At 70.2% G+C, this 16,821-nt stretch carries 6 protein-coding genes; 2 read left to right on the plus strand and 4 right to left on the minus strand.

Annotation, left to right across the window (positions count from 1 at the left end; all coding sequences use genetic code 11):
* Positions 1–423 (plus strand): transposase (locus ACPEES_RS19160; RefSeq protein WP_435105222.1); only part of this gene is annotated, 423 nt, incomplete at its 5' end.
* A gap of 282 nt (positions 424–705) precedes the next feature.
* Here ACPEES_RS19160 and ACPEES_RS19165 read toward each other — a convergent pair.
* Positions 706–1,188, minus strand: coding sequence for a MerR family transcriptional regulator (locus ACPEES_RS19165; RefSeq protein WP_435105224.1), 483 nt, complete (start codon positions 1,186–1,188; stop codon positions 706–708).
* Positions 1,189–1,343: 155 nt separating this feature from the next.
* Here ACPEES_RS19165 and ACPEES_RS19170 point away from each other — a divergent pair, with 155 nt between their 5' ends.
* Positions 1,344–3,605: a heavy metal translocating P-type ATPase gene (locus tag ACPEES_RS19170; RefSeq protein WP_435105226.1), complete on the plus strand. Its 2,262-nt coding sequence runs from the start codon at positions 1,344–1,346 to the stop codon at positions 3,603–3,605.
* A gap of 54 nt (positions 3,606–3,659) precedes the next feature.
* On the opposite strand, the gene ACPEES_RS19175 is transcribed toward ACPEES_RS19170, so the two are convergent.
* From ACPEES_RS19175 to ACPEES_RS19185, 3 genes are read right to left on the minus strand one after another with little or no spacing between them, the layout of a single operon-like run.
* Entirely contained in the window at positions 3,660–5,903 is a 2,244-nt protein-coding gene (locus ACPEES_RS19175) for a transglycosylase domain-containing protein (RefSeq protein ID WP_435105228.1), read from the minus strand.
* Between the two features lie 6 nt (positions 5,904–5,909).
* The gene (locus ACPEES_RS19180; RefSeq protein WP_435105230.1) at positions 5,910–11,720 is read right to left on the minus strand and encodes an alpha-2-macroglobulin; all 5,811 of its coding nucleotides are present in this window, start codon (positions 11,718–11,720) and stop codon (positions 5,910–5,912) included.
* Positions 11,717–16,801 carry a hypothetical protein gene (locus tag ACPEES_RS19185; RefSeq protein ID WP_435105232.1) on the minus strand — a complete coding sequence of 1,695 codons (5,085 nt, stop codon included), beginning with the start codon at positions 16,799–16,801 and terminating at the stop codon, positions 11,717–11,719. Before ACPEES_RS19185 ends, ACPEES_RS19180 begins: the two co-directional genes overlap by 4 nt.
* Between the last annotated feature and the right edge of the window lie 20 nt (positions 16,802–16,821).

A 16,821-nucleotide genomic window follows, 5' to 3' on the forward strand; every position in this document is an offset into this window, starting at 1 on the left:
TACGACGGTCACACACTCGCCGAGACGCTGGAGCAGGCCGAGATCTTGAGCGGTGTCGCGACGAAACGCTGCTACGTCGACCGCGGCTACAAGGGCGTCGAGATCCCCGGGGTGAGCATATTCCGCTCGGGTCAGCGCCGCGGGGTCAACACCCGAACCTTGAAGCGAGAGCTCAAACGCCGCAGTGCCATCGAGGCGGTGATCGGGCACATGAAAACCGACGGCCGGATGGATCGTTGCCGCTTGAAAGGCGCCATCGGCGATGCGCTCAACGCGGTGCTGGTCGCCGCCGGGCACAACATCCGGCTGCTCCTCCGGGCCATGGCGGCTCTATTGCGCCGTATGCTCACCGTACTACTGGCCGTCGTTGATCCCGCCATCTGCGACCGGGCTCGCGAACCCGCACTGCAGGGCGTGGCATAGCAGGTTGTTCAGAACGGACTACAACCGGCTCTACAACCATCATATTCCGCAGCGCGTGCTGCATCACCGAACGCCGGTGCAGACCCTCAAGGCTTGGCAATAGGATCGGCCCGAGTTATTTCGAAAACTGGTATACGCTCACCTGAGTTCTGGCGCTTAGTCTGGGCGTTATCCCAGTGTGATTCCGGATGTTTCGAAGTAGAGAAGAGTCGGGCAGCCGCATATGAGTGGCAATAAGATGGTGTCGGCTGTCGTAGCGGCATGCCATCGGCGGCTGGACCGCTACGGCTGAATGGATGTCACCCGCTGGGCAGGATCGCTGTCGGTTTCTGCGGCGGCGCCGTGGTCCGTGGCGCAGTGGGCGTGATCGGCCAGCACCTCGATGACCCGGCAGTCCCGCACGGCGCCGTGATCCCCGCAGGTCAGCATGCGCTGGAGCTCGCTTTCGAGCACCTGCAGTCGGGCGATGCGTGAGCGCACGTTGGCGAGGTGGGCGGTGGCGATGGCGTCCGCCTGTTCGCAGGCCTGCTCGGGATCATCGGTCAGGGATAGCAGCTCCCGGATCGCCTCTATCGAGAAACCGAGCTCCCGGGCGTGACGGATGAATGCCAGCCGTTGCGCATCGGCATGGCGGTAACGGCGCTGGTTACCTTCGGTGCGCAGTGGCGGCGGCAGCAGCCCGGCCTGCTCGTAGTAACGCACGCCCTGGGGGGAGCAACCGCTGCGGCGGGCGAGCTGGCCGATGGTGAGCGTCTTCTGTGTCATGCCCGAAACCTGCGATGACTGTAGGTTTCAACCTACCGGGCCGCCGCCTGGATGCGCAACCTGGGCGGTGAGGCGGGTCCGCCGGGTCTTGATCCTACAGTCGCTGTAGCTCCTAGGCTCCCCGGTAATTCGACGAGGCAACCGGGAGATCACTGATGGGCGCCTGTTGCGGACAACCGCACGAGCAGGGACACGATGACCGGCAGGACGCCGCGGCGCCGTCGGACGGCCGGGTCTTCCTGGTCGAAGGTCTCGACTGCGCTGAAGAGGTCCGGCTGCTCAAGGATGCCGTCGGTCCGCTGGTGGGTGACGCCGAGCGGCTCGGATTCGACGTCATGCGCGGCCGGCTCATCGTGCCGCGGGAGGCGACCGCGACGGACGAGCGGGTACTGGCGGCCATACGCAGCACCGGCATGAGGGGTCAGCGGGCGGAGGGCAGTGAAGGCGCCCACTCGGCGCGCAGCGATCGTCGCCCCCTGATCGCCGCGGTGGCGAGCGGCTGCAGTATCGCACTGGCGCTGGCGTTCCACGGCGTATCGGCGTGGGACGGAACCGCGAACTCGCTTGTCGAGGCGCATGCCGATGGTATCCCCGCTCGGGAAGTGCTGCTGTACGCCGCGGCCATGGTGATCGGCGGGTGGCTGCTGTTGCCCAAGGCCTGGCAGGCGCTGAAGCGGCTACGCCCGGACATGAATCTGCTCATGGTCGTGGCCGTTCTGGGGGCCGTAGCCCTGGGCGAGTGGCTGGAGGGAGCGATGGTGGTGTTCCTGTTCGCCATCTCCTTGGTGCTCGAGGGCTGGAGCGTGGGGCGTGCCCGGCGGGCGGTGGAGGGCCTGCTCGATATGCGTCCGGAGACGGCGCAGGTATACGTCGATGGCGCCTGGGTGGAGCGCCCCGTGGCGGATGTGGCGGTGCGCAGTGTCATCCGTGTGCGTTCCGGCGATCGCGTGCCGCTGGACGGCGAGATCGTTGCCGGCCACAGCAGCCTCGACCAGTCGGCGGTCACCGGTGAGAGCGTGCCGGTCGCCCGCGGTCCCGGCGAGGTGGTTTACGGGGGCACGGTCAACGGCGAGGGCACGCTCGAAGTCCGCACCACCCAACCCGCGGGGCAGACCCTGCTGGCCCGGGTCATGCGCCTGGTGGAGTCCGCGCACAGCCGGCGCGCGGAAAGCGAGCAGTGGGTGGAGCGTTTCGCGCGGTACTACACGCCGGCGGTGCTGGCACTGGCGAGCCTGATCGCACTGGCGTTGCCCACCGTCTTCGGCTGGGCATGGAAGGACGGCGTCTACAGCGCGCTGGTACTGCTGGTGATCGCCTGCCCGTGTGCTCTGGTGATCTCCACACCGGTGAGCGTCGTCGCCGGACTGGCAGCCGCAGCCCGGCATGGCGTGCTGGTCAAGGGTGGCCGCTTCCTGGAGCTCCCGGCAACGGTGCGCAGCGTGGCGCTGGACAAGACGGGCACGCTCACGCAGGGCCGGCACCAGGTAGTGTCGGTGGAGGCCTTGGCTGGCGCCGACCCGGCGCGGGTACGTGTCATTGCCGGGGCCCTGGAAGCGCAGAGCAGCCACCCGCTGGCGGCCGCCATCCGCGAGGACGTTGCCAGGGCGGGCGCCGAGCCGGTGGCGGTGGACGACTTTCAGGTCGTCGCCGGTCGTGGGGTGACAGCGCGGCTGGCGGGTGAATCGGTATGCCTGGGTTCCGTGCGCTACATGCAGGAGCGATTCCAGACGACGGACCGGCTGGAAGTCGCGGTGGCGCCCCACGAGGCGGACGGGCGCACGGTGGTGGCGGTGGCCGATGCCAACGGCCCCATCGGCTTCTTTGCGCTGTCGGACCGGCCGCGACCGGACGCCCAGCGGGCCCTGCAGGACCTCGCCGCACTGGGGGTCCGGCATCGCGTCATGATTACGGGCGATAAACGGGCCACGGCCGAGCGCATCGCCGGGGATCTGCCGCTGACGGCGGTGGAGGCGGAGCTGCTCCCGGAAGAGAAGGTGGCGGCCGTCGAGCGACTCGGGGACAACGCTACGCCGGTACTCTTCGTCGGCGATGGCGTGAACGATGCCCCGGCCATGGCCCGCGCCGACCTCGGGGTGGCCATGGGCGCGCTGGGCAGTGATGTGGCGATCGAGACCGCCGACGTGGCGCTGATGACCGACGAGCTCAACCGACTGCCGTGGCTGGTCCGGCACGCCCGCCGCACGCTTGCCGTCATCCGGCAGAACATCGCTTTCTCCCTGGGCGTCAAGGCGCTGTTCGTCGTGCTGACCCTGGTGGGCGTGGCCAGTCTGTGGGGCGCGATTGCCGCCGATGTGGGCGTCTCCCTGCTGGTGGTGATGAACGGGCTGCGGCTGCTGCGGTCGGAGCGGGCGATCCCTGAGGGCACTGGTGGTGAGGCGGTCGCCGGAGAGGCCTGAAACAGGCTGCGTGACGCTTTTCCCCAACGCCCGGTCCGGTGGGCCTTCCGGGCATCAACGGACGGTGAGCACCAATGGAGGAGACTGTTCCGGCCGGTACGGCAGGCGTACCTGGAAGACGTGGCGTCCGTTCTCCAGGGACCACAAAAACGGCTCATCGGCGGGTTGCACGGCCTTCGGGCGGCCGTCCACGTGCCATACCACCTGCGCGTCCTGTGGCTCGGCATCCACCGTCAACCGCAGGCGGTCCAGCTCGGGCGGGGTTTCGGGGTTGCGGATGACAGTGGTGCCCGGCGGCGGGGAACTGATCCGCAGTGACACCGACGCCTCTCGCGCCGTGCGGCGGGACAGCGCTGCCACCGCGGTGGGGGTGGGACTCCCGGCGGCGGTCGCGCGCACCCACTCCGTGAGCACCCGGGGGCATTCATCCACGGGCGTGGCGGGTTGGGCGGCGCACAGGGGTTTGCGCTGGTAGTGCTCAGGAGCCGGAAACGGGGCGGCGTCGGCATTTGTGCCCGGAAGCCGGTAAAGCCCGGCCAGCACGTCATGAGCGAGTCCCGCCGGACCCGAGGCCCCGGTGACGCCTTTCATGGGACGGCCGTCTGCACGCCCCATCCACACACCGACGATGTAGTCACGAGTGTAGGCGACGTTCCAGGCGTCGGCGTAGTTCTGGCTGGTGCCCGTCTTGGTGGCGACGGGGAAGTCGTATTCCAGCGGACCCATGCGCGAGAACACCGGCAGCCGGGCCATGGGGTCTGCGAGGAACGCCGTGACCAGCCGTGCGGCGTCCCGCCCCAGCACGCGTTCCCCGGTCGCCTCCGGTTGGGCGGCATGCCATCGAAGCGGTCGGTACTGGCCGTCGTTGGCGAGCGCCCCGTAGGCGGCGACCACGTCGCACAGGCGCACGGGGAGCGTGCCGATGGCAAGCCCGATGCCGTAGTGCCGCGACGGCCTGCGGTCGGTGTGCAGGCCCAGCCGTTCCAAGTGGGCGTAGGTGGTCTCCAACCCCACGCTGCGGACCAGGTTGGTGGCCGGTACGTTGCGTGAGTTGGCCAGGGCCCGGCGCGGCAGCATGGGGCCGAGGTAGGCGCGGTCGGCGTTGTCGATGCCGGCCGAGAGACCGCGCCGGTCCCAGAGCACGGTGTCGGGGCGGATGACGCCCCGGTCCAGGGCCAGCGCGTAGATGAACGGCTTGAGCACCGAGCCCGGCGAGCGAGGCACGGCCGTGTAGTCGAGGGCGCCGGCGTCGTCGTCGAAGAAGTCGGCGGAGCCGACCATGGCCCGCACTGCCATGTCGTCGCGGTCGACGACCAGGATGGCCGCGTGCTGGACGCCCTGGGTATCCATCCGCAGCAGCCAGCGATGGAGCTGGCGGTTGGCCATCCGCTGGGCGTCCAGGTCCAGCGTCGCCGCGATCGTTCGTGGTGCCGTTGCCGGCAGCGGCTCGAGCCGGTCCTCCAGCTCCAGGATGGCGTGCAGGGCCATGGCCGGCCTCGGCGGGCGGCGGTGTACCCGGATCGCGTCGATCTGGCGGCGTGCCAGGTCGAGCTGTGCGGCATCGATGACGCCCATTTCCGCCAACGCGCCCAGGATGCGCCGGCCGCGGGCCACGGCGTTCAGGCGTCCGTCGACGGTGAGCGGGTCGAGGCGTTGCGGGGCGTGGGGAATGCCGGAAAGAAAAGCGATCTCCGCCCAGCTCAAGTCCGCAGCGGGCTTGTCCAGGTAGAACCGGGCCGCGTGGGCAATGCCGTGGCTGCCGTGACCGAATGGCACGTGCCGGAGGTAGTGGTGCAGCACCGCCTCCCGGCCGTGGCGCAGGGTCATGAATACGGCGGTGAGCGCCTCCATGGCCTTGTTGGGAAGCGTCCGCGGGGCCGGGTGCTGAAGCCGCGCGAGCTGCATGGCGATGGTGGAGGCACCGGAGACGACGCGGCCGTTGCGCAGGTTCTGCCACAGTGCCCGGCCCACGGCGACGGGGTCCACACCCGGGTGATAGCGGAAACGCCGGTCCTCCAGGGCGATGGTGGCGGCGGCGATGCGCGGTGGTACCGGCGCCAGGGGCCAGTAACCGTAGCGGCCCGGTACCGGGCCGCCGACCTCGGCCAGGTAGCGCCCGTAGCGGTCGGTCACCAGGTGGCTGGCGGGGGGCGCCTGCAGCGCCGAGCGTTGCCAGGCGGTGTGGACGGCGCTGCCCAGCAGGGCCACGGCGATCAGCAGCAACGGCCACCGGATTGCGCGCAGGCGCGCTAGCGCTCTGCCGGAACGTGCCGCGCATGCCCGCTCCGTCGCCGCCATGGTGTGTTATCGCTCTTGGGGCCGTTGGATACGGATCAGGGCACCGTTGCTGTGACCCCGGACCTCTTCCTGGTACATCATCTCCGCGTACGCGGCCGGCTGGACGAACTGCCCGGGGATCTGGGCCCGGAGCCGGAAGGCGAATTCGTAGGTGCCCTTCGGCAGCGTCTCGTAGTAGAACGCCACCCGGTCGTCCAGGCGGGCCACGTAGGCCGGTTCCCGGGTCGGCGGCCGGCTGGGCGCGGCCTCCGGCGGCGCGGTCTCCAGCTCCGGGTTCAGTGGCTCCATGCCGGCGGCGAGCGGCACGACCACGGCCACGTGGTGGCGCTCCGCCGGGTTGACCAGCGTGAGCCGGTCCTCGACGACGTCACCCACGGCGAAGTCGACGGCTTTCCCGGCGGTGTCCAAAGCAACCCGGCGGTCGGCGGTGTCATCGCCGCTTACGCGGACCAGGCCCCGCTCCACGACGAAGCCGTGGCTCTGGACGGCCACCCGGTCGCCGCGGGGTTTGGGCACGTATCGGCTCTCCGCCATAACTGCCACGGTGCGCTTCGCCCGCAGTGCGGGTGCGTTCAGGGTTACCTGGCCGGGCGTGGGCAGCGGCGTCGCCGTGACGGGCTGGTCGCCACCGACACGAATCCGCTCCACGGTGTCGTCCCATTGCGCCGAGACGTCCACCGGCGTCGTTGCCGATTCCTCGGCCATCAGGAAGTCATTGAGGGCCAGGATGGCTTCGGTATTGGCGTTGGTGGTGCCCCAGCCGTCGTCCCGGCCCAGGGTGATCAGCGCGTCCACGAGGATCTCCTCGCGTTCGCCGCCGTCGGGCACCGCGCTGGCGGCCCGCAGCGTCTGTGCCACCGTTCGCGTCTCCGAGGGCAGGATCAGCGGTGAGCGCTGGGACTGCGTGTCCTTGAGCCCGGCGTAGACCTTCTCGCCGTGACGCAGCTTGAAGACGAGGCCGTTCCAAAGGGTCTCTTCCAGGCGGTGCAGCACGGCGCGACTCGGATCGTCCTCGCCGGCCAGTGCCCGGGTCACGTGGGCGACGGCCTCCTGTGGCAGGAACTGGCTGCGCCGGGCGAGCTCGGCGGCGTAGCCGGCGTCCAGGTCGCCGCCCTGGGCTAGCGCGGTCAGGGCCATGGCCCGTTCGGCATAGCTGTCGAGGAAATGGCTGTAGTCCCCGCGCAGGGCGCGCCGCAATGCATCGCGCACCCGCTCGCGCAGGCCCGTGTCCACGGTGTAGCCGGCCTTTTCCGCCTCCAGCAGGAACAGGTACGTCCAGGCGGTGAGCCCCACTTGGCCCTCGCCGCCGCCGGGCCAGAAGGTCACGTAGCCGTCCTCGCGGACCACCTCGTCCAGGTAGGTCAGCGTGTTGCGCACGTGCCGGTCGATGACGGTGGTGGCCGTGTCGGGGCGTACCAGGGCCAACAGCTCGCCGGCCGCCAGCAGGCCGCGGGCGCGGCTGATCCGCTGCTCGGTGCAGGCATGGGGATAGGCGAGCAGGTAGTTGAGCCCCGCGGTCATCCGCACCAGGCCGGGCCGGTCGGCGAGCACCAGGGTGCGGCGCAGGCTGCCCGGGCGGATAGGTGCGCCCAGAGCCTCAACGCTGAACGCTTCCGCAGTGCTCAGCTCGCCGGTCTCGCGGATCGTCAGCGCCCGCCGGTCCGGGCGCACTGGCAGGCTCACCTCGAAGCCGTCACCGACCCCGTCGGCGACGCGATTCACGCCCAGGGTTACACGCGCTTCGGGTACTTCACCGGGGTCGTCGGGCCAGTGCTCGGGCAGTGGCACCGACACCGGATAGTCCAGTCGACGCGTGTGCGTTTCCGGCCAGGTGAACGCCTTCGCGGCTTCACCGTCCAGCCGCAGGCCGTCCACCTCGAGCGCCGCGCGTCCCTCGCCCGCGTCGCCTTCCACCACTCGTGCCACGGCGGACAGGGTCAGCCGGTCGCCGTAGCGCACGAACCGCGGCAGCGCGGGCTGGACGATCACGGGCCGTCGCACGGCAATCCGGCTGGTGCCGTGGCCGAAGCGCTCGCCGTCGCCGACGGCCTTGGCGCGTACCATGAAGTTGGTGAGGTTGTCGGGCAGCTCGATGCGGACCGTCGCCGTGCCGTCGTCGCCCACGTGCAGGGTCGGCTCGAAGTAGGGCACGCTGCGGAAGTCCTTGCGGAGGCTGACCTGGTCCAGCAGCTTGCGGGCACTGGCGGCCTTCTGATCCGGCTCGCCGCCGCCGGGTGCCGTGCGGAAGGGCAGGTAGCCGATCACCCGGTTGCGGGTATCGCGGATGGCCGTGCGTACCGGCCGCTCGCGTATGAAGGCGGCGAGGGGGTCCAGCGGCTGCTCCTTGCCCAGCGCCAGTACCGCCTGGTCCACCAGCCACAGGGCGACTTCGCCGGAGACCGGATCGCCGTTGCGGTCGGCGAGTGTCACGGTCATTTCCACGGTATCGCCGGGCTGGGCCTTGGCGGGGTGCTCCAGGGCCACGTCGATGCGGTGATCGGCGGTGGAGACGTCCACGCGGGTGGTGGCGGCCATCATCACCGGCTTGCCCAGGTCCATGCCCGTGCGGTCGACACGCGGCGCCTCGTCCAGCCGGCCACGCATCAGCACGAAATGCACCGGAATACCGGGCATGAAGGCCCGCTCGATGGGCAGCTCGTAGGTAGCCTTGCCGTCGTCGATGGCGACCCACTCGTAGTGGTTCTCGCCGTCCGGACGCTCGACGATGGCCAGCGCGTGGGCCTCGGCGAACGGGCTTTCCAGAACCAGGGTGGCTGTCTCTCCGGGTGCGTAGCTGTCGCGGGTGCTGCTCACCGTGAACGTCTCCGACGGCGCCTTGGGCCAGGTGGCCCGCTCGCTGCCGTCGTTGAACAGGTCGAGCTTCACCGTCTGCAGCCGGCCGAGGGCGTCCCGGGCGGAGATTTCCAGGATGTAGACGCCGGTGTCGTCCAGGGGCAGGTCGAAGTCCACTGGCACCTTGCCGCTGGTCAGCGTCCGCTCCAGCAGGGTCTCGTCGATGATCTCGGTCTCGTACTTGGGCTCGCCGGTGGTGAAATCGCTGGCCTGCAGACGCGCCGCCCAGCTGCGTTTGACCAGCCGCAGGGTCACCTCCTTCCCGGCCAGCATGTCGCCGTCCGGGCCCGCCACCAGGAACGCACCCTGCAAGCGCTCGGCGTCCTCGAGATAGCGCGGGGCCTTCAGTCCGAGGGCGAAGGGCGGCAGAGCGAGCACGTCTGCGGTGTCCGTCACGGTCTGGTCGTCCGCGCCCACCACCGTGGCCTCCACCACGTACCGCCGGGGCTGGGTGCTGGGCTCCAGGGCCGGGTCGATCTGAATGCTGGCGAAGCCCTGGTCGTCGGTGGTGCCTTCGCGGGTCAGGGTGGGCCGTGATTTGAACTCGCCGATACCGGAGAAGCGGGCGTCCGTGGAGTAGACGAAACCCTCGCGCGCCGCCGGCGTCCAGCGGTAAGGGAATTGCGTCACCTTCCACTGGACCGGCCGCTGCCGGGCGACGCCGCCGGCGTAGTACTCCGCCACCAGGTCCACGCTGAAGGGGCGATCCAGCCCCGTCCTGGCCGGGGCGTCAGTGCGGACCTCGAACTTCGGAATCCGATAGGCCTCCTTGCGCACTGTGACCTCGGCGCAGCGCCTGGCGTGACGGCCGGGCGGCTCCAGCTCGGCGGCAATTCGGTATTCACCGGTGGCCTCAGTCTTCTCGTCGAACAGGTGGTAGAACCCTCCCGCCGGCGTGGCGTCCGGGTGGTAGCGCCATTCGCTGCCGTCGGGGCCGGTGACCACCAGGGTGACCGCCGCCTCGCGGTTCTCGATTCGGCCGCGGTGGACGCGCCGCATGAAGCCCTTGATGTGGATGGGCTCTGCCGGCCGATAAACGGGCCGTTCGGTGAACAGGTGGCAGCGCCATTGCGGCTCGGGCTCGCGATGGCTGGTGCGGTCGGTCCAGCGCAGCCAGCGCCCGTCATTACTGAAGTGGTTGTCGAAATAGCGCTTCGGTGGGTTGGCATCGACATCCACGACGAGGGTGTCGTCGCCGCGGGAGACGATCAGGCGCTCCGGAGGGCCTTCCAGCCGGTGCGGCCGCGGCGACCACGTCAGCGCACCGTCTGCGTCGGTGCGGCCGTCGACGACGGTCATCAGCCGATCGCTGCCGTGGCGGTCCCGGGCCTGCACGCGCACGCGGGCACCGGGCACCGGCTCACCGGAGTCCAGGGAAGTGACCACGAAGCGAACCTGGTCTTCGTTCTCGACGACTGTCAGCGACAGATCCGTGACCTGGACACGCACCCACTGGCGTTCGCTGCCGGCGCCCAGGCGCCGGATACCCACCAGGTAGGTACCGGGACCCTGCTCGCCGGCAAGGCGGCGCAGGTGGGGCTGCAGGTCCAGCCCGAAGCGTGCCGCCGAGCCGCCGCGTTCTAGCGGCAGGTCGACGATCTCGGAGACGCTGGGCGACCCCAGGGTCCGGATCTGGGCGGCGACGTCGTTGCCCCGCAATCGTGTGCGCCGGGCGGGCTCTTCCCCGGGGCCCGGCGGCATGGCGTCGTCGTCGACGCTGATGGGGCGGTCGGCGTAGGGCCAGAACTTCAGCGCCAGTGGGTCGATGGCGTGGATGCGAAGATCGACCCGGGTGTCGCCGCGGCCGCGCAGCGGCAGCATCTTCGGTCCGAAGCGCTCCATCACGGCCCGGCCCTCGCCCCGGTTCACGCTGAGAAAGTCCTTCCGGGCCGGGAAGGCCAGGTACAGGCTGTTTACGCCTGTTGCTTCCAGGGCGCGGCCGTGGACATCCCGGAGAGCGCGGGGAAAAAGGCTCAGGCGGTAGCGGGTGTCGGCCTTGAAGTCGCCAGTGATGCGCAGCTGCTTGCCCGCGAGTCGGTATTCGAGGTTGTCCACCGCGGGCTCGAAACGGATCAGGTTGCGTCCCAGCACGGGTCCGATGGATTCCGGCTCGGCGGTGAAAGCAACCTCTATGGTGCGGTTGCCGGAGGTGCAGATGAGCGGGTCGGAGTCGGAATAGTTCACCCCCGCCGAGGTGGCGGCGCGCTGCTCGCCGGCGCAGCCGAAGCTCGACGGGCGGAACGGCTGCCGCGTGGAAAAAGCGATGGTCTGCATGGCCTGCTCGGGCGTGTCGTCCAGGGACAACCGCAGCCGCACCAGCGCCTTGCGGCCCGCGGGAATCGGTTCGTGAAGCCGCAGCAGGTAGTCCACCGGCGCGTCGCGGTCGGCCCGCTCGGTGCGCTTGACCGTGAAGTCCTCCGCGCCCAGCGTGCGCAGCGGCTCGGGCTCGATGCCGGGCAGGGCGCGCACCTCGACGGACACCATGCGCTCGAGCGCGTCGATATCCACGGGGTCGCGGAAGCGCAGCGACACGGTATCCACCGGCGCCAGGTCCTCGCTGCCGTCACGGGGCTCGCTCCGAATGGCCGGGGCCATGAGCGTGGCCAGGCGATGGCTGTTGCCCTCGAAGCGCCAGGTGAACTCGGACAGGGCGGGCCAGGGCTCGGCGGGACGGAACTGGAGCGTGTGCGCATCCAGCCAGGTGTAGGCGCCGGGATGATCCGGGGAGACAGTGACGTAGTCACCGGGATGGGCTTCCGGTCCGCCGCCTTCCGGCCCCCGCGCGGCTTCGAAGAAGAGGGTCACCGGATCCCAGCGGCGCAGAAAGTCCTCGGGCACGATCACCGCGCCCTCGGGCTTGGCCGGCGGGGCGGCGGCCGCCGGGGGCAGGATCTGGCCGACTATCAACGCCGTCAGCGCCGTGAAGAAGAGCTGGCGCCATCGCCTGTTCGCAGTAATGCTCATTCCTTGCCCGCCAGTTGTCTGTAGCGTTCCCTGACCCGCGCCGGCGGACCGTCGTCGGGTAATTGCGTGCCTACCAGCGCCGGTTGCACCAGCGCCGGGGATTCGTCCCGTGGGAGGTGGGCGATCAGGTAGTAGCGGCCCGGTTCGAGCCGGTGCATCTGCGCGATGCCCTCGCCAACATGCTGTCCCCTCTCGTCCACGAGTACGGCGTGGATCACTTCACGGTCGGCCTTCAGGCCGAGCCCCACCGTACGCGCCTGCTCGAGCGCGAAGGTGAATGCCCGGGCTTCGCCCGACCCCAGCCTCACTGGGTCGCCCAGCCCCGCCGGCATCGCCGTCGGCGTGACCAGTCGCTTCGTGGGTGGCGTGCCCATGGCGCGCAGGCGTGTCTCGCCCGCCGGAAGCACGGTGTCGATGCCGTCCACCGCGTCGAGCCAGCGGCGCTCGGTGCCGCCGCTCGGCCGGTCCAGGGCTATCAGGGTCGGCCGGTTGCCGCGCAGGCTCAGCAGGGCCGGGGCGTCCAGGGCCAGGGTTTCTGTGTGCCGCCAGCCCGCCACAGTGCCGTCGCTGTCTGCGAGCCAGACCCCGAACGGCGCGTCCGCGTGGGTAATCTGCAGCACGCCAGGGCCCGAGATCGCCAGTGATTCGGCGCCTTCCAGCGATGGGCTGCTTCTGCCGTCGTCGGCGATGAAGCGCACCGCTTGCACGGCGCCGGCCACGTGAGCGCGGCCTTCGAATTCGGCTGGGGCGCGTACGGGCAGTGACAGTGTCCCGCCGAACGTGGGCGTGTAGGGCTCGAACCGGCCCGGCGTGAGCTGTCGGGAACGTTCTACGGGATGCCAGGTGAGACTGATGGTTTCGGTATGGTCGCCCGGGTTGGCCAGCCAGAGCGCGTCCGCCGTCGTCCGCGTGTGCATCTTGCGGGCGCGGTCGCCGGTCCAGAGGATCCGGTCGATGGCGCCATCGGCCACCAGGATGCCGGCGACTCCGGCAGAGGCCGTCAGGGCGATGTCCGCGGCGCCGGTCGGGCCGGTCACCTTCGTCGCCGTGCCGGCCGGCAGCGCGAGCTGGGAGCTGCCGGGCTCGGCGACCACGGGTTCCGCCGTCTCCAGGGCGTGCGCGCTGACGGTTACCGGCGCATCGCCGGTGGCGTCCACCAAGCCCAGAACCAGTCCGCTGTCACCGAGGTCGGTGCGGGGCAGGGCAACGGTCACCGCGGTCCGCGTATCCGACGTGGCGGCGGCACCGCCGGACGCCCGTGGCCGTAGCTCGGGGGTGTGGGCCGTGCTGCTGGCCATCCAGAGACGGAGCTGATCGATGTCACCGGCCTGGGTGGGCAGCGGCAGGGCATGGTGGGCGGGCGCCGGAATGGTCCGGGAGGTACCGGGTTTCAGCGACACGACTTCGGTTTCCAATGCCTCCGGCCCCGGCGGGGCCAGCGCCCAGACCGCGCGATCCCGCGCCGGCATCCAGCCCTCGCGAGCGGGCATGAAGGCGCCCCCCGGGCTGGCCCACAGCAGGCCTTCCCGGCGTGTCTCCGTATGCAGCGGCCCCGGGCGTTGGAGTACGGCCAGGCCCAGGTTGGCGTCGGCGCCCGCCAGCGGTGCGAGCTCCCAATTCAACGTGTCCGGCAGTTTCCGGGGCGACGCCTGACGTTCGCCGAGCCGCAGGGCCACATGGATGCCGTCGAGTACGGTATCCAGGGCCCAGACCCGCAGCCGATGGTCCTGGCCGATGTCGTCTGTGGTGAGAACCACGCCGCCGCGCACGTTCCGGCCGGTGCGTGTGGTGACGGTCCGCCAGGTGTCTCCCTCTCGGCGTTCCAGCGCGACACCATGGGTGCCGGCGGCGCGGCTGATGAACAATAGCGGCAGGCCGGAACGTGGCACGTCGCCGACTTCCGAGAGGTCCAGCGGGTAGATGTGGACGTCGCCGTCGGTGACGGTGAGCTCGGCGTCGGGTGCCGTCGCGTGCTCCGTGATCTCCTCGGGAGCGTCCAGAGCGACCGTGGTATGGCCGTCGCTGTCCGGTGCGGTGACGGCCATCGTGTAGCGGCCCGGCGGGAGCTGGCGGCTGATCAGGAAGTTCCAGTCGTCGGGCCGGTCGTCGTTGAACGCGAGCCGTTCCCCCGCCCCATTGAGCAGGGTTGCGGCCACGTCTTCGCCGCCCAGTGAGCTGATCTTCACCAACCGGGCGCTGTCCAGTACGAACGGGATCTTCCCGGGCACGGACACGCGGCGACTCTGACCCAGGGGCAGCTCCCGGGTGGCGACCCGCACGTGGTAGTCGACCCGGTTGTTCGGCCGGCGGCTTCGGACCTCCAACCGGTAGGCGCCGGCACCGAGTTCCAGCCAGCCCTCGCGCGCCGCGGCGATGTTTGCGTCAGCGGGTTGCCAGCTCCCCCGCTCGCGGCGTAGCAGGGCGGCGTTCATCTCGGTAGGCAGATCGAGGCGTACGTGCATGGTGGCCGCGAGGTCGAAGTGCCACCGGTCCGGTGTCCGTGGCGCTGTCTCGTCGTCGGGCTCCATCCAGGTGTGGCGCCGGGTGCGGTTCAGGGGCAGCTCGTGGGGGCCGTGTCCCTCCAGCCGAGCCGGGGATGTGTCGATGCGCTCAAGCGTGGTCACCGCGCGGGCCGCGACGCTCTGGGGCAGCACGGTGAGCGTGTGCTCGCCGGGACGCAGGTTCAAAGTGATCGGTGTGCGCCGGCCCGGCCGGATGACCGGCCAACCGTCGGGCCCGGTGAGCTGGATGTCGAAGGGCTGCTTGAGTCCGAGGGCCCTGAGCCGGTACTTGCCGGCCTCGGCGATATCCAGTTGGTAGCGGACCGCGTCGCCGGGTTGCACGGTCGTGCGGACGGCGCCGTCCAGGGGCACCGCTGCGGCCTCGCGCACCGGTGTGCGTTTCAGTGACACGCCCAGCGGTCCGGCACTGCGGCCATTGGCGTTGACGGTCAGCTGGTAGTCGCCGCTGCCCAGATACCGCTGGATGAGGAAATTGCGGCCGACGCCGTTGCCGTTCGCGGTGGCAAGCGTTGCGATTGCGCGGGTCCTGAGTCGGCCAGTGGTGGAGAGCAGCCCGGTGCTCTCCAGGCGATAGAGAGCCGGCGTCTGCACGGCCAGCCGATAGGTGGCCTGCTGCTGGCGCGAGAGCTTCAGGTGCGCAGGACGGCCGGGCTCGATCACCGGGAAGTCCGGCAACCGGCGCTCGATCTCCGCATCGTCAACCACGTTCAGCGGTGGTGGCGGCGTCTGGGGCTTCGGGGCCCAGCGCAACAGATAGCGAATTGGCTCCGCGCCGTCGTTGGTGACGAACACCGGCGATTGGCCGTCTACCTTGATGGATTCCTGCGTCGGGCCGCCTTCGCTGGCGGACAGCGGCAGGCGCTCACCGGCTGGCGTTTCGGCGATGATCCTGCGGCTCTGGTCGACGTCCACCTGAAAACGCCGCGTGGATCCGGCTGATTGGGTAACGGGCAGGGGGCGGTCCAGCCGTAGAGGCCATGGCCGAACGGTCAGACCCGAGCGGCCTTGGCTGTAGCGGTTGGCCAGGACATAGTCGTGGCGGCTCAGCGCGATGCCATCGAAAACGGCACTCGCCTGGCGCGGTGCCAGCATGGGGGCGCCAAGGCTGTCCGGCGGTGCGGCGGTGTGGTGGAGCGAAATCTCGGCGATGCCGGCGTCGCCATGGCGCGGGCGCATGGAGATGCGGTAGAAGCCCTTCACCAAATCCCAGCGGGCCTCGGAGGCCACGTCCCAGCGCGTGCGGAAGTTGCGGGCGGCGGTGCGGTCGAGGGGCTCGACCTGCAGCTCCACGTTGGCCTCGGAGTCGGAACCGACGTCCGCGACGTAGGTGCCTTCCTCCTGGATCTCTACCAGCAGGTCGACGGTCTCCAGCAGGTTGAACCGGCGGCGCCAGGCCTTGCTGGACGATAGCTCGATGGCCCGCGCGGCCTTGACCTCCGGCCTCTTGCCGGGCGGGTCGTGGACGATGATGGCCGTGGCGTCGATAGCGTCCCGCGGATCGCCGAGGGTGACGGTGCTCACCCACGCGCTGTTCGAGTTACCGGGGACGGCGTAGCGGCGAGCGTGGCGCAGATAGGCCAGGCGGTACTCGGCGCCGGGGGTCCGTTCCACCGTGACAAGCAGGTCCCGCGACCGGTTCGGCCCGGCATCGCCGGTGCGCACCGTGGTCTGCGGGTCCCGGGCATCCTTGTCGATGCGCCCTGTACGCCCGTTGCGCACCTGGTAGGGCGAGCTGCGCTCGTTGTACGGGGAGACCCGTAGGCTGGCGGACTCGGCCTCCGGGAGCTCCAGCTGGAAGACATTGGCGGACGAGTCCAGGCGGTAGCGGTCGATGCCGAGCGGGCTGGCTCGCAGCACCGACCAGCCTTCGGCCGGGAGCTCTGGAATGCCCTTGCGCAGATAGAGGGGGGCGGCGTCGGATTCGGTGGACCACGGGTTGTCGGGACCGCCGTAGGCCGTGAGCCGGTATAGCCCCGGGGTCAGCCGGGCGTGAATGCGGCGCACCTCCAGGGGCTGCCCGGTGACGGGTTCCCGCACTTCCGCCGTCGGCTCCGCCGCCTCCAGCCAGCGGCCGTCGCGCCAGAGTCTGAGATCCGCCAGATAGCGGCCGCCGGCCTCCACGCTGATCGTGCGCGGCTCGTCCACCTCGATCCAGTAAGACCGGCGCTGGTAGTCGCGAAGCTCCGTCTCCACCAGGCGCTGTTCCGGCAGCCGGGGCAGGTCCTCGCCGTTTTGCTCGCGAAAAGGGCGTGCGGTGAGCTCGATATCGCCGCTACCGTCGTCCTGGCCATGTAGGACGACCTTCGCCTCGCCACGGTCGAGAAAGCGGTCGGTCCGTCCAGGGCGTATGGGGCCGGGGCCTGCCATGCGGCCGACGAGCTGCACACGCACGGGCTGTTCCCCGGTTGCCTCGAAGGCATACCTGCCGAAGCCGTCGAGCTCGACCACCTGCTCGATTCTGGGCGCGTGGGGGTAGCTCCGGCTGACCGGCTGGTCGTCCAGGGGCAGGGTGGTTGGCTCGGCGGGCGCCACCGTGGGCAGTGCCAGCAATGCAGCCACGACAAACCCGGCCGTACGCT

It is taken from the genome of Arhodomonas sp. AD133, assembly GCF_051195215.1.
In the GTDB taxonomy this organism is placed as follows: domain Bacteria; phylum Pseudomonadota; class Gammaproteobacteria; order Nitrococcales; family Nitrococcaceae; genus Arhodomonas.

Bases quoted from the DNA above. Each gene is read 5' to 3' on its own strand.
- ACPEES_RS19170 (WP_435105226.1), top strand. From the start codon at position 1,344: ATGGGCGCCTGTTGCGGACAACCGCACGAGCAGGGACACGATGACCGG.
- ACPEES_RS19165 (WP_435105224.1), bottom strand. From the start codon at position 1,188: ATGACACAGAAGACGCTCACCATCGGCCAGCTCGCCCGCCGCAGCGGT.
- ACPEES_RS19180 (WP_435105230.1), bottom strand. From the start codon at position 11,720: ATGAGCATTACTGCGAACAGGCGATGGCGCCAGCTCTTCTTCACGGCG.
- ACPEES_RS19175 (WP_435105228.1), bottom strand. From the start codon at position 5,903: ATGGCGGCGACGGAGCGGGCATGCGCGGCACGTTCCGGCAGAGCGCTA.